The sequence below is a fragment of the Mesorhizobium sp. BH1-1-4 genome, from assembly GCF_020165665.1.
Lineage (GTDB): Bacteria > Pseudomonadota > Alphaproteobacteria > Rhizobiales > Rhizobiaceae > Mesorhizobium.
Genome location: NZ_JAIUIN010000002.1, coordinates 228,710 through 242,144 on the forward strand (window position 1 = coordinate 228,710; position 13,435 = coordinate 242,144).

The 13,435-nt window shown below is 57.0% G+C and carries 10 protein-coding genes; 3 read left to right on the plus strand and 7 right to left on the minus strand.

Annotation, left to right across the window (positions count from 1 at the left end; genetic code table 11):
- Positions 1-19: 19 nt before the first annotated feature.
- The 3 genes from LB569_RS04725 to LB569_RS04735 are packed head-to-tail and all read right to left on the minus strand — an operon-like array spanning position 20 to position 3,355.
- A complete protein-coding gene (locus tag LB569_RS04725; protein ID WP_224691299.1) occupies positions 20-955 on the minus strand; it encodes an ExeA family protein in 936 nt (311 codons plus the stop codon).
- Positions 956-967: 12 nt separating this feature from the next.
- Positions 968-1,765, minus strand: a complete 798-nt coding sequence (locus tag LB569_RS04730) for a CpsD/CapB family tyrosine-protein kinase (RefSeq protein WP_224691300.1) — start codon at positions 1,763-1,765, stop codon at positions 968-970.
- Between the two features lie 51 nt (positions 1,766-1,816).
- Positions 1,817-3,355, minus strand: coding sequence for a GumC family protein (locus tag LB569_RS04735; protein ID WP_224691301.1), 1,539 nt, complete (start codon positions 3,353-3,355; stop codon positions 1,817-1,819).
- Positions 3,356-4,322: 967 nt separating this feature from the next.
- Here LB569_RS04735 and LB569_RS04740 point away from each other — a divergent pair.
- On the plus strand, positions 4,323-5,006 hold the full coding sequence (locus LB569_RS04740; protein WP_224691302.1) for a sugar transferase: 684 nt from the start codon (positions 4,323-4,325) through the stop codon (positions 5,004-5,006).
- A gap of 118 nt (positions 5,007-5,124) precedes the next feature.
- Here the strand turns inward: LB569_RS04740 and LB569_RS04745 are convergent, their stop codons facing one another.
- Positions 5,125-5,910 carry a LuxR C-terminal-related transcriptional regulator gene (locus LB569_RS04745; protein ID WP_411970188.1) on the minus strand — a complete coding sequence of 262 codons (786 nt, stop codon included), beginning with the start codon at positions 5,908-5,910 and terminating at the stop codon, positions 5,125-5,127.
- A 1,022-nt stretch (positions 5,911-6,932) separates the two neighbouring features.
- On the opposite strand from LB569_RS04745, the gene LB569_RS04750 reads away from it, so the two are divergent.
- The gene (locus LB569_RS04750) at positions 6,933-7,667 is read left to right on the plus strand and encodes a Crp/Fnr family transcriptional regulator (protein ID WP_224691304.1); all 735 of its coding nucleotides are present in this window, start codon (positions 6,933-6,935) and stop codon (positions 7,665-7,667) included.
- A 22-nt stretch (positions 7,668-7,689) separates the two neighbouring features.
- Here the strand turns inward: LB569_RS04750 and LB569_RS04755 are convergent, their stop codons facing one another.
- Both LB569_RS04755 and rfbB read right to left on the minus strand, forming a co-directional pair.
- Complete coding sequence (locus LB569_RS04755; protein WP_224691305.1) at positions 7,690-7,959, minus strand: DUF6894 family protein; 270 nt, start codon at positions 7,957-7,959, stop codon at positions 7,690-7,692.
- Between the two features lie 204 nt (positions 7,960-8,163).
- Positions 8,164-9,243 (minus strand): dTDP-glucose 4,6-dehydratase, encoded by a 1,080-nt coding sequence (gene rfbB / locus LB569_RS04760; RefSeq protein WP_224691306.1) that lies wholly within the window; start codon positions 9,241-9,243, stop codon positions 8,164-8,166.
- A 1,985-nt stretch (positions 9,244-11,228) separates the two neighbouring features.
- On the opposite strand from rfbB, the gene LB569_RS04765 reads away from it, so the two are divergent.
- Positions 11,229-11,804: a hypothetical protein gene (locus LB569_RS04765; protein WP_224691307.1), complete on the plus strand. Its 576-nt coding sequence runs from the start codon at positions 11,229-11,231 to the stop codon at positions 11,802-11,804.
- A 582-nt stretch (positions 11,805-12,386) separates the two neighbouring features.
- Here LB569_RS04765 and LB569_RS04770 read toward each other — a convergent pair.
- Positions 12,387-13,205, minus strand: a complete 819-nt coding sequence (locus LB569_RS04770; protein ID WP_224691308.1) for a hypothetical protein — start codon at positions 13,203-13,205, stop codon at positions 12,387-12,389.
- Positions 13,206-13,435 lie beyond the last annotated feature (230 nt).

A 13,435-nucleotide genomic window follows, 5' to 3' on the forward strand; every position in this document is an offset into this window, starting at 1 on the left:
GCGGCCGCGCGTGTGCCGATCAGGTGACAGATGTAAGCGCCGCATTCACGGGCTGGATTTTCTGATCGGTGACGACTATGCGAACCAACTCATCGTCGACTGTCGTGCGCTGCTCGGCGAAGGCGTAGACCAGTGCGTAGTCGCAGATCTGGTTGATGATGCGTGGCAGGCCGCGGCTTGCGATGAAGATCTGATCGCAGGCCGATGGAGTGAAAATTTGCCGATCGGTACCAGCCACCATCAGTCGGTGGGTAATGTATTTCGCGATTGCATCCGCCGGCATCCCACCCAGATGAAAATGGGCGGACACACGCTGGGCGAACTGCAGCATCTCTGGACGCCCGATAATGCCCCTGAGCTCCGGCTGTCCGACCAGGATTATCTGCAGCAGCTCTTCCACCTCGCAATTCAAGTTGGAAAAACACCTGAGCTCCTCAAGCATTTTCGCGGACAGATTTTGCGCCTCGTCGAGAATAACGACGGTGTGACGTCCTGCGGCGTGCTCCTGGCGCAGGAACGCTTCGAACTGAGCGAAGCGTTTCACGTAAGAAACACGCTCTTCGATGTCCTGTCCAAGCGATGACAGAACCCAGTGCAACAGCTGCCCGCGCGAACCATGGGCATTGGAGATAAGGCCAATGCGCAGATTAGGCGCCGCTCCACGCAACAGATGGCGGATAAGCGTCGTCTTGCCTGCGCCTACCTCGCCTGTAATGACGGTGATAGGGGCAAAAGTCGCAAGCCCGTACTCGAGCATCGCGTAGGCGCGGCTGTGGTTATCGGACCAAAACAGAAAATTCGGATCTGGGATGAGGCTGAAGGGCCGTTCGCGCAGTCCGAAGGTCTGCGAGTAAATCAGGAATCTGCTCGATGGCAGGCGAACGCCACCATCTTCAGTTTTCGCGCAGCCAAATGCCTCCGTCTGTTCGAGGGCCGCGCTGGTCAGATTGGACAACTTCCGCCTCCGTCAGTAGCCGTATTTTTCAGGGCTGTAGCGGCACTTGTTCAAAACCACGCCGAGCACCTTTGATTTTTGAGAGAGCTCCAGTTCGCACAAGTCGATTTCGGAGCGCGTGGTCGCTTCAGCCGCGGCAACCAGGATCACGCAATCCACACTCGGCAAGACAGCCATGACGTCGTCGGTTGACAACATGGGCGGCAGATCGAGAATGATAATGTCGGGCTCGAGCTTCTGCTTCAGCCCCTTCAGGGCCTTGGCGGCTTCCGCACTCTGCAGGAGCTCGGCCGCCAGGCGAACGCTCAAACTGTTTGGCGCGATGGCGACATTTTCACCATGGCGCAGGAAAACGTCCTCAATCTCGCTCTGGCCCTTGAGGAAATTCTCCAGTCGCGGCGGATTGTGAATGCCCAGCGTCTTGGCTATCTGAGGTTTTCGCAAATCGAGATCGACGAGCAGCGTGCGACAGTCTCGTTGATTGGCCAGACTGAAGGTCAAGTTCAACGAAACCGTGGTTTTCCCGCATCCGGCGGTTGGCGACGTAATTGCCACCGTCGTCCAGTTGTTGGCGCGCATCAGTTGTAGGACCCTCGTGCGCATCATGTCGAATGCAACATGGGAATTGTCCGAACGACTGAGCGATACCAGCCTGCCTCTTTCGAGGGCATCGGCGTTGGAACGCAGCAACGACAGCCTGTCCCAAAGTGCGGGTTTCACCACCTCGAGGCGCGGCTTTGGCTGCTCCACCACCGGCGCCAAGCCTTGTTGCTGTTTTGCCATCTGCAAGGCAATCTGAATGTGTTCCATAGTCTTTCTCTGCCGCTTCAGCCAATTCGAGTTTTTCGAAGCCCGCCAACGTCAGCCCAGCAGCCTTCCAGGATTAAGCAAAGCGAGCGTCTTGCCGGCGGCCGCAAGCAGTCCGTGAGCGGGCATCCACATTGCGCACAACGCCGCTGCCGATTGAGCAAATCCAACGCGCCTCGACCGCTTTTCTGAGGCCAGTGCAATGTAGGGAATGGTCGCGAGCGGCTGAATGTCCAAGATCTCAACCAGCTCCGACGGCCGACGTATGGTCTTGTTCATCAACTCAAGCAGTACGACGAAACCAATACCGAGACCGATTCCGGCCACGAGGCCCAGGGCAGCGATGCGCAGCCGATTGGGGCTGACGGGTTTTTCGGGCGCTACGGCGGGCTCAACGAGCGAGAACCGTCCACCACCTTTCGACGCCGATTCGATCTGCTCGCCGGTCGAGGCCTGGGCCAGCATTGCGGTTGCATTGTTATACTGGGCTTGAATGTTGGTCCGGTTTCGCTCCAGTGAGTTCAATGCACTTTCGTTGGCGGGCGTGGCATCTATCGATTTTGCCAGATCCACCAGATTCTTGGCGATCGACTGCCGTTCTTGCGTGATGAAGGACAGCCGCTCGTCGATGTCCGACATTTGCAACTCGTATTCCGAAGGGGCCGCTTTGCCACTGCTGTCGGTTGGCTTATTGTCCTGTATTCTGCGCTGGACCGAAGAAATTTGCGCCCGCAGTGCCAGAACAGTTGGACTTGTCTCGGAAAAGGTTGCGAGTTGCTCAACCAAGGCGCGGTTGAGGTCCTGGAGCATCTGCTGATCAGGTGTCAGCGGCCCGGTATTCGCGGCCTGACCCGTCGTCGAATAGATTTGGACAAGATTGTTGCGCCGGCTGCGCAGCCCGGCTTCTTCCCGCTCGATTTGCGCCAGTCGCTCCTGCTGAGCGTTTTGCTGGTTGCGCCTGAAGTCGAGGCTGTCGGGAAGCGCCTCCTGGTTGTTGTTCTTGAACTTTAGAATTTCTGCATCCAGCGTGGTCAGCTCCGAGCCCAGTCGCGCAACCTCCTTTTCAAAGAATTGCAGCGTGTCGCCGGCTCGGTCCGTACGCAATCGCCGGTTCTTGCCGAGGATGTAGGTAACCAGATCGTTGACGACGTCGGCGGCCAGCTGCGGCTTTCTCGCATCGAAGGAGACGCGAAAAACCGTGGCTCCCGAACCTGGAGATGCTCCATCCAGCTCCACTTGCTCGAGACGAATGCGCGAACGCATGTCATCGGCGATTTCAGCGCTTGATAGCCGTACTTCGCTGTCTGCATACACGTTCAGCCGCGCGGCAAGCTGCGTGAGATAGTCCTGCGTCGTAACCTCTTGCCCGATGATCTGGAATTGCGCGAATGCGATCGTAGGAACGGTCGAGCGGGCCATCTCAGTTGGAATCTGTGGATCCTCGACGAGAATCTTTGCATCCGCGCGATAGAGCGGGGGCAAGATGTAGGCCAGCGCGATGCCGGCCAGGGTCGCTGTGATGGAAATGGCCAGAATGTATGGCAATCGCCGCAGCAGAAGCGAAAGGTAAAAGCGGATGTCAATGTCGTTCATCAGATCGGCGCCAACCCCATATGTCTCCGGCAATACGCCAGGTTCGTCATTTTCGGGCTTCGCGGCTCCTGATGATAGTCCGCACATTGAAGTGTCGTGCCTGTCGGGGCCGTCGCCTCGGTCATCACAAGAGGTATGGCTATTCACCCTCCGACTTAGGTCGTTTGATGTAGGTTACTGCCGGACAAGCGCTTGCGGCCACGTTAAAACACGGAGCAAATCGTGGCTTTCGTAAACGTCGAGTTCCTTTTCCTTGGGCTCTCGATGAAGATCGGTTGATGCTTCGACATCGCACTCCGCTACGCATCGCCTGGCCCCGAAAACGTCCGCCCATTTTTCGCTGCTCCTCCAAGGCCATTTTACCTGCCTCGTGCGTTGGTGAAGTCGTTTTGAACTCGCGCTACAGCCACGCTAGCGCCCCGGCGATGCGCAACCGGCACCGGGTCAGCGCAGTATTTGATCATCGACGGTTCGAGCGTTCGAGGAAAGGACTTCTTGCCCGATCCCTTCCGCTTTGGGATGCGGCCAGCGTCCGAAACGAGGAGGCATATGCTTCTGCGCCTTCGAACTAATCCCTTCGTACCGCCACCCATCTCCCAATGACGTAGCATATTGTCTCCGGACCCCGGGCGGGCGCATTTCATTGCGCTATCGCCGGGTATCTCAGTCGGGTTGAATGCATCCGAAAGGACGCATTGGGTGACCACCTTCTCTTACAACCAGGGGGGTGGCATCCAATTAACACCGCCTCCGGCCCGGAGCGCAAAAGTCTACATCATTTAAGCTAGATCAAATCGGGTATTTTCAGACGATCGCGACTAAGGATAACTGAGACTAGTTCACGGCAAATTGGGCCGTAATTCTCTTTCCTGATGAGGGGGAAAGTCTCTCGGCAATCGCGATATCTTCGCGATTGTTCCCGATCAAAAAAATAATATTTCACAGTTTCAAATTTGTGGAGAGTCGCATGCTGGACGTCGCTTCCGGAGTGCTGGGCAATGACCTACTCTTGCCTCATCAGTCGAAAGAAGATCTCAAGAAGGCGGCGCGGGCGTACCCCCGCTTCAAGCGCTGCTTCGACATCCTCGCGACGCTGGCGTTGGCGCCCATGGCAATGGCCATCGTTGGCGTCCTGGTCATTCTTGTGCGGCGCGACGGCGGGCCTGCGTTCTACTGTCAGCCACGCGTCGGGAGGAACGGAAAAGTCTTCAGGCTGTGGAAGCTGAGGACGATGGTCATAGATGCCGATAAAGTCTTGCGGTTGCATCTGGACCAAGACCCCTGTGCGCGCGCCGAATGGGACATATCCCAGAAGCTGCGCATCGATCCACGCATCACGTCGATGGGTCGTTACCTGCGCAAATATTCCGCCGACGAGCTGCCGCAGCTCTGGAATGTCTTTGCCGGCCAGATGAGTTTGGTTGGTCCACGTCCAATGTGCCCCGAACAGCAGGCACAGTACCCGGGGATCGCCTATTTTCAGATGAGGCCCGGCCTCACGGGACTATGGCAAGTCAGCGCGCGTAATGCGTGTTCGTTCGCCGAGCGCGCCAGCTACGATACCGAGTACGCCGATGTCATGTCGTTCAGCAAGGACTTCCGTATCTTGTTGCAGACACCTTTCGTGGTCCTTCGCGGCACGGGCTTGTGAGTAGAGGTCAGCTCAAACTGTTGCTGTGCTAGGGTCGAACGCCAGCGCGCGCCCGCTTGCGGACGGAATTACCGCAAGGGAAGCGCGCGCCTCGTCAGAGCCTATGGTTGTCAGCAGGTCACCGTCCGGCGCCAGCCCCGTATTCTGGCTTACCGCGGCCGGCGGGGAACAGATCGTTTATCTTGAACGCCACTTCTGTCCTGTTGGTCGCCTTGAGCTTCTTCATGATGTTTCGAATGTGCACCTTGACCGTGCTTTCGCGGAGGCGAAGCTCGAACGCGATTATCTTGTTCGCCTTGCCACGTCGAAGGGCCTCGACCACTTCGGCCTGCCGCGCAGTGAACATTCCATCCATGGGCCGGGCCACCGCGGCTCCTGACTCAAGCATTTGGTGCATGGCAAATACGCTGCTGGCTGGCACAAATACACCACCTGCGAGCGCCAGGCCGATTGCTTCGATGCAGACCTCGATGCCTACCGACGAAGGAATGTACCCCTTGGCGCCGCATTCCAGCGCTGCCAATATCTCATTGAGGTCATCCGAATCTGCCAGCACGATCACAGGTGCGTCGAACTCTCCCGATAACTGCCGGATATTGTCCGCCACGGCTGTATCCGCAATCGTCTTGCCCCCGACGTTGAGCAAGATCGCCGAAAGCGGCGCATATTTGTCCTGCTTCTTCTTCCATTCCTCGACCGATCCGAGAGCCAGAATGTCCATTCCGATCTCACGAGCCTTCATGCTCTGCGCAAAACACTCCCTGTCGAGCGCCCTTGTGTCGACGATCAACAGCAAACGGCCGTGGCCGTCGTATTTCTCCGTGTTGTCCAAGCCATTCAAGTTCTGTGGAGGAACCAGGCTTATTGGCACATAGCTCCCGTTTGTACTAGCGATTGAACCCATAACGAAATCCCCAACGTTGAACTAACCCTGCCTATAGGGAGAAGCCGGTGTGTCCCGAAACCAGCCTCGCCCCAACACTCGTGATGAATGCTAGTTTGTGCTTCCAACCCGGATGGCACGACGCCATCTCCGCGCCTCAACCACCTGTTGCACAGCAACCAAAATACACGAGATTTTTGCCGAAAAGATGATCTAGGTTAAGAACCTGTTACGTGTTGCTTAAAAAAGCGATCTCGTCTAAAGTAAATTTTGTTTAATCGAAGTTGAGTATTATTAGAACGGCGTCAAATATATTTAAATAAATGACGATGTTTTTGATCATTTCAATCAAATTAGCTGTGTCTAATGTAATATAGGCGAAAATTAGTACTTTAGCGAAATTGCATGAAGGGTCCTTGGGCTAGGCGAAGATTGCAAGGCGAGTGCCAAAAATTGCACAGATAAGTCAGTCATGCCAGTTGCTTAGGCGAAGTTGCTTTCCGCGACGCCCGACGCTTTCGACCTGGCGAATGGAGGATTTAATCAAAGATTTTGCAACCACATCGTTTGGGCTAGCCGGGAGGTGCAAGACCAATGTCCCGTGAGGCGCAAGACCAACGTCCCGTGAGACGCAAGGCCAACGTCGTCACCATTGCGCATTGGCTAAAGCTGCATACGACACGGTCCGTTACAGTGTAGGCCAAGACGGACCCATCCTCCTAGCCCTTGCCGCGGTGCTGCTAATCTCCCGATCTCGATCAGCCTTTATGCGCATTATGGCTGCATCTAACGGTATTCCCCAGGACGTCGACCTTCCCCGAGGCCTGCCCACTGGGAAGTGCGTCAGGTCAAATTCTTGCATTCAGTCCACTCTCTTTCGGCCCGCGCCAGTAATCGATGAAACCGTTCGGCCTACTCGCGCGTTTGTCATCTTAACTTTGCCGTTTCGTTGTCACGTTTTTGGGATTGGTCAGCCAAATATTCATTCTTGGATGGCATGCTCCGTGAAAGCCGGAGCTCATCCGGCTGGGCGAAAGTAATGCATGACTTCAGATAGCGATGCCCTTGCCCGCAGACTCTCTGGTTTTTTTGCCCTGAGTGCGGAGGAGTCAATGGTGCTGCAGCGGCTGCAAGGGCCCCGCATTTTTGTCGAAAGTGGCAAGGAATTGGTGCATGAGGGCCAGCATCAACATTCGGCATATGTCCTGTGCAGCGGATGGGCTTATTCGTACAAAGGATTGCGCGACGGCCAGCGCCAGATCATCGATATTCAGATGGCTGGGGATCTGCTTGGAATTCGCAGCCTCCTCCTAACAACCTCGGATCAAAGCATCGTCCCCCTAACGGACGTGGAAGTAAGGAAAATCAATACCGAGCGCTTGTCTGAGGTCTTTCGATCAGCCCCGCGTGTTGCACTGGCGCTTCTATGGGCGATATCAAGGGACGAAGCGATGATGGTCGAGCATCTGGTCAGTCTCGGCAAACGTGACGCTGCAACGGGCACCGTTCATATGCTGCTTGAGCTCGGCGCACGAGCAGAACTTGTTGGCTTGGGAACGCAAGAAGGTTTTGGTTGCCCGATTTCTCAAAATATCCTCGCAGATTCACTGGGTATAACGCCAATCCATTTGAACCGCGTCCTGAGGCAACTGCGCGAGTCGAAACTCCTTGTGTTTAAAGACGGTCTTGTAACGTTCTTAGATCGGAAGAGATTGATCGAATTCTTCGAGATGGATTTTGCCTATCTCAATCAGGATATAGCCGTAAAGCGCCGTTGACTGCAGAAGCACGCACCCGAGCCTAACGGGAGGCGCCAGCATTGCGCTCGGCGGCCGTATCAAAGATCGTAATGGCGCAATCGATTTTTGCTTCCATCACCGGTTGATGGTTCTCGTCACTAATCTGCACCGCCAAGTGATTTGCCCCGCCGTCAGGCCATTCATCACGGGCAATCGCCACCAGCATTCGAATGGCGTCGACCTGCGCTTCATGGACACCGGTGTACTCCGTGCCCTCGGTGTCCGAGGAGTGAGAGCGACCATCCTTGATATTGAAATAATACAGCGGCATCGAGACATCCAAGGGCCGGAAATGCCGGTGCGATGAGGGCAGTCATCAGCAGCGCAATTCGTTACACAGACTCAGCACCCGGCGGAGGGACAATACCGACGCCGGCTCGAACCACAAGCAAGCGAGAGGACGGACCTGTGCACAACTCGGTCCTCCCGGTCACAACGTGTAAATTAATGTTAATGGCCCGTTACTCAGCAAGCCTCACGCGGTCTCCTGGCTGCAGTCCGTCAAATATCCCAGCCTTTCGCCGGCATAGCGCTGTTCGCGGATCGGCCCCCACCACCATTTGTTGTCGAGGAACCAGTCGACGGTCCTGGCAAGGCCGCTGTCGAAATTCTCCCGGGGCGTCCAGCCGAGTTCGCGGCCTATCTTGGAAGCATCGATAGCGTAGCGGCGGTCGTGGCCGGGACGGTCGGTGACGAAGGAGATCAGCTCGCGATAGCGCCTGCCGCCGGCGCGCGGACGCCTGGTGTCGAGCAGGTCGCAGATCGTCTCGACGACGGCAAGGTTGGTGCGTTCCGAATTGCCGCCGACATTATAACTCTCACCCGGATGCCCCTTGGTGGCGACCAGTTCCAGGGCGCGCGCGTGATCCTCCACGAACAGCCAGTCGCGCACATTGGCGCCGGCGCCATAGACCGGCAGCGGCTTTTCGTCGAGCGCGTTGAGGATGACGAGCGGGATCAGCTTTTCGGGGAAATGATAGGGGCCGTAATTGTTCGAACAGTTGGAGAGCACGACCGGCAGGCCGTAGGTTTCGTGCCAGGCGCGCACCAGATGGTCCGAGGCCGCCTTCGAGGCGGAATAGGGCGAGGACGGCGCGTAGGGTGTCTCCTCGACGAACATGCCGCCGTCGAAAGGCAGGTCCCCGAACACCTCGTCGGTGGAGACGTGATGGAAGCGGAAGCGGCTCTTCCTGTCATCGGACAGGCCGCGCCAGTATTCCAGCGCGGCATTGAGCATCTTGTAGGTGCCGACGATGTTGGTCTCGATGAAGGCGCCCGGTCCATCGATCGAACGGTCGACATGGCTCTCGGCGGCAAGGTTCATGACGATGTCGATGTCGTGGCGGCGCAGGATATCGAGCACCGCCCTGTCGTCGCAGATATCGGCCTGGGCGAAGCTGTAATTATGGGCATTCTCGATCGGCCGCAGCGAGGCCAGGTTGCCCGCATAGGTCAGCTTGTCCAGATTGGTCACCCGGTAGGCCGGATTGGCGCACAGATGCCGGCACACCGCCGAGCCGATGAAGCCGGCACCGCCTGTCACCAGAAAATTCATGCCCCTGCCCCCATCAGGCAAACACCTCGGCGTCGGCAAGCATCGGCGCCTTGAGGCCCCTTGTCCGAAAGCTGGAATCCGCCAGCGATGGCGACTTAACATCCGACCATAGCTATTGTCCCGGGCACTCTTCGTCGTGGCGGATCATACCTATGGTTTAAGGCAGGGCAGGGGTGTCGAACCTCCGGCAGCTCCGCCCATGCGAACGAGGTACGCGCTAGCTGAAATTGGCCACCGTTTCTATCCATAAAAATTTCGACAAATGGCAAAGCCATTTGCCTGGCCGGTCGCTGTCGCTTCACACAGGAGAGCTGCGACAAAGGCATCAGCGGGGTGATGGCTGCCTGAACCGACGTATTGGCATTGCCAGACCTGAAATTTTTGAGTGTGCAACAAACAGCTACCGAAAGTGACCACGACGACGCTGAAAAAATTCCGCCCGCCTCGATCGTGAGGGTAAGCTGAAATGGCTCTGCCGATCAGCTTTGCTGTCGCGGTTACGGGAAACTAAACGGCTTGCCTGTTTATGCAGATGTCGTCGCGAGCACCGATGCTAATCTTGATCGTTCTTGCCTGCCCGCCCCGATTGCAAGAGACCAAACACGATAGGTACAATCAGGCGGCTGGTTGCGATCTGCCAGAAACCGCCCCCAACATGCTCCTTGACAAAGGCCATCTGCGTGAGACGTTTTGGCAAGAGGTGGCCGGCACCAGAAGTGGGGTAATGGGCGGGTTGGCGCCGGCCGGGCGGGTTGGGGGCCGCCAGGCACCAAAATAAGGGGCATTGTTGACGGTGCGTATGGTGTGATCGCGCAGTTGCTAAAGTTCTCGATGTCTAAATTAAGGCTCCTCTCATATTTCTAAAGCGCATATTTGTGCGGCTTACTTCTAGAGTGTCCTCTCAAGTCTTACCCACCTTGCCAGCTTTGTCGCCGGCCACCTTCGCGTGTCTGAATTGTGGCATTTTCCTCGGTCGCAAGCTTCGGCGACCACACTTTCATCGCGCGCAAGGCTCAGCCGAGAAACTCGAAGGGAATCTCAGCGAGCCGGTTGCCCGGCATGAGGGACAAACAAAGCGGCTGCTTCTATACGATCCCGATACCCACAAAGTTGCCTTTGACTGCAATTCAGGTGGGATCGTAATTCCGCCTTCGAATGCGGCGTCCCCCGTGCGGCTGAGGAAAGGCATCTTAGGTGCAGCTATTAAGCGAGCGGCCGCCAGCCCCTAAGCATATTCGCTGAGGCTTAAAGCAAAACGTATGCGACGCTGCCGATTGCATCCAAATGAGCGCGCGCTCATTCTCACGTCAGCCAGCCATGACCAAACCCAACTGGTCAGGCCCAGCGGCGGCCGCTGCTAGTCCCAACGACCCAAGCCGCTGGGCCGCCGATGGCGACGGCGGCGGTTCGCGCAGAAAGATCTGACCCTGCCAGGGCGGCCTCCATTGATCCACCATAGTACCCGCTGGCCGCCAGTTACTTTATTCATCAGCGGCGCGCTGGTTTCTAATTCGTCCGGCCAGATGCAGGCGCGCCACGATCGATGGAGCCATACGAACCTACTCCAGAACCTACGCCGAACAGTATGCAGGAGACCCTTTTGGCGAAGTGTTTTTATGCAGTCCCCGGTGATTATCATTCACACACCCGGACGGGTTCCCCAGCCTCAGCCGGTCAGGCCCGACAGTGCCCCCCCAGTACTGTCGGGCCGCCCTGCCTATAATGCTGCGCTTGATGATACAGAAAATGATCTGCGTCCGCTTTGGTGCACTCGGCAAAAGCCGGACCTGCATCTGCACGAGACCTTGTCTGTGACTCTATCCGAGTTGAGCGATGAGTGAGAGTATACGAAACCTGAAGGCGGCAGCATCATTGGTTAACTCGAAGATTGATTTATTCGGCACCCACAATGGAAGTAAGTCAACGTCAAAATTCACCATGCCGGCTGGCTGACCTTCCGCCTAAGATTGTGATGTTTCAACGACATGTTTAAAGACGTCAATTTATCGACCATTGCTGCATGCGTCGGCGATCAATGGTCACCTCAGATTGGTGACCCGACTGTCGCTGGCTGGGTGACGGTCGTGGCATATGGCGTTTGCGTGGTGCTAAGTTTTTTGACCTTGATGCGCGTACAGGACAGCCGCGAACGGATTTTCTGGGGATTGGTGGTGCTCGCAATGCTGTTCCTTGGGGTGAACAAGCAGCTCGATCTGCAATCCATGCTGACCGCAGCCGGACGCTGCTTGTCCCAAATTCAGGGCTGGTATGAAAAACGCCGGGTGTTCCAACTGGATTTCATCATCGGATTGCTGGTCTTGGCTGTCTTGCTCTTCACGCTGGCTGTCTGGCTGATGCGTGGGAGCCTGCGGCGGAACGGTGTGGCGGTGCTCGGTCTGGCATTCGTCGCCGCCTTTGTATCCGTTAGGGCTGTTGGATTTCATCATGTCGATATCCTAATCGGCAGTCGATTTCTCGACATCCGCTACAATGTTCTGTTTGAGCTTTCCGGCCTTGTTCTCATCGGCGCCAACGCAATCACGTTGGTTGCGGTTGCTTGATCTCTCGAAAGAGAGTCCTCTCTCATTTGAAGACGGGTCACCTTGCGAGAGTGCAGCGATCTTGCCTCCACCAAGCGTTAGGTGTGCAAGGCTACCTACGCCGCGCGGCCATGACGCCCAAGGCAGGCATTCGGATCCCGGGCTTCGATGATCCAGCCCAGGCCCGAGGAACGTTCGGGGTGTGAGGCCCGGCCGCTTGTGCTCCAGCGTGGAAAACAGGACGATCGCCTGCGTCTGAAGGCGTGCCCCGCGTTGATCATAGGCCGCTTCAAGGTTGGATCTGCGCGCCCGATCGTTGACCAGGGGTTTGAGGCTCCGCAAGCAGCGCAATTACGCAACTGCATTGCCGTGCTGGAGGAGAACCGGGACAAAAGTTGCAAGTTCAGCCAACATACCCATGGCGTTGCAAATGGCCAAGGAATTGAGGTGGCCCGTTTCAACTAACCCTCCTCGAGGGAATGCGTCGCCGATCCTTCGACCGATCGGTGACCTCCTCCCTCCCAGGCGTTCCAGGCGAGAATCGCCATCGACCGACGATAAGGAACGCTATCGTCCTTCCCACGGTCATCAATACAGGTCGGTCTAACGCGGACGAAGCCCCAAGACTTCGCGCAGGTGAAGCGGGAGGTGCTTTGAGACCTGCAACTCAGCGCAGCTCTGCGTCCATCGTTGAAAGTATTCACCAAGCGGGATTCCGCTGCGGCCAGGCCAGCGGTTCAGCGCGCCAAGCGCCTCAACACAATCTGGAACCCGATCGTATTCCGCGAGTATTGTCAGGCTCATTGCCCGCGCGTAGGGATTGAGGCCGGGACATTCGATCTCGCTGCGGTGGTCAGCGAACCAAGCACTTGGGTCGCGGGTGAGGCCCTGGCTATCTGCCAGGGCCGAATAGCCGCCAACAATGTTCTGGCAATATTGGGCGATGGCGTCACCGAAGGCGTTATCGCCGACGAACGGCGGATTGTCTTTCCAGTCAGTGGCCAGGCGTCCAAGTCCGCGCAGCGAGAATGCTTCGACCATCGCTTCTTCAAGCCATTGGCAAGGTACTGCAGGCTTGGCGTCGGCTTTCCAGCTGTTGGCAAACACATGGCCGAGTTCGTGGCCGAACTGATAGGCGAGCTTTGACCAGTCCCGCTCGCCTATGTCCACAATGATCCATGCCATGCTGCTTCCGTCCGGGTGCAGCCAGATGGCGGGCTGCCCCGTGCTATGCTCGTCGACGCGTAGGCGCGTTGGCTGGCGGTCGGAGACAAGACGGACGCCGTGGAGGCTGGCAACCCGCATGCGCTCGACTACAAGCTCGACCGACCGGGGAAGCATGTGGCCCCAGTCGCCGGCGAGTTCGACCGGAGCAGAGAGGAGGTTAATCGGTAACGCGCGATTTGTTGATGGTTTTGGCATGATGGTCTGACTCCCGTCGAGACCAACCCAACGCGCAGGACCGGCAAAGGTTGGGGCTGCGGCAGTCAGGAACAAAAGATTCGCTATAAACTCTCGTCGCTCCACGTCGATCCCTGCTGCCAAGGCCACAAGCTCGCGATGGTGTCGTCTACATCAGAAACCACGAATCCGGCGGCCGGGCGATTTCAGTCATCTGCTCGTTGCCTCCATCGCATTCCGCAAATCCCGCA

What these genes read in the sequence shown, in the direction of transcription:
- LB569_RS04730 (WP_224691300.1), bottom strand. Translation starts at nt 1,765, where the DNA reads ATGGAACACATTCAGATTGCCTTGCAGATGGCAAAACAGCAACAAGGC.
- LB569_RS04735 (WP_224691301.1), bottom strand. Translation starts at nt 3,355, where the DNA reads ATGAACGACATTGACATCCGCTTTTACCTTTCGCTTCTGCTGCGGCGA.
- LB569_RS04740 (WP_224691302.1), top strand. Translation starts at nt 4,323, where the DNA reads ATGCTGGACGTCGCTTCCGGAGTGCTGGGCAATGACCTACTCTTGCCT.
- LB569_RS04745 (WP_411970188.1), bottom strand. Translation starts at nt 5,910, where the DNA reads ATGGGTTCAATCGCTAGTACAAACGGGAGCTATGTGCCAATAAGCCTG.
- LB569_RS04750 (WP_224691304.1), top strand. Translation starts at nt 6,933, where the DNA reads ATGACTTCAGATAGCGATGCCCTTGCCCGCAGACTCTCTGGTTTTTTT.
- LB569_RS04755 (WP_224691305.1), bottom strand. Translation starts at nt 7,959, where the DNA reads ATGCCGCTGTATTATTTCAATATCAAGGATGGTCGCTCTCACTCCTCG.
- rfbB (WP_224691306.1), bottom strand. Translation starts at nt 9,243, where the DNA reads ATGAATTTTCTGGTGACAGGCGGTGCCGGCTTCATCGGCTCGGCGGTG.
- LB569_RS04765 (WP_224691307.1), top strand. Translation starts at nt 11,229, where the DNA reads ATGTTTAAAGACGTCAATTTATCGACCATTGCTGCATGCGTCGGCGAT.
- LB569_RS04770 (WP_224691308.1), bottom strand. Translation starts at nt 13,205, where the DNA reads ATGCCAAAACCATCAACAAATCGCGCGTTACCGATTAACCTCCTCTCT.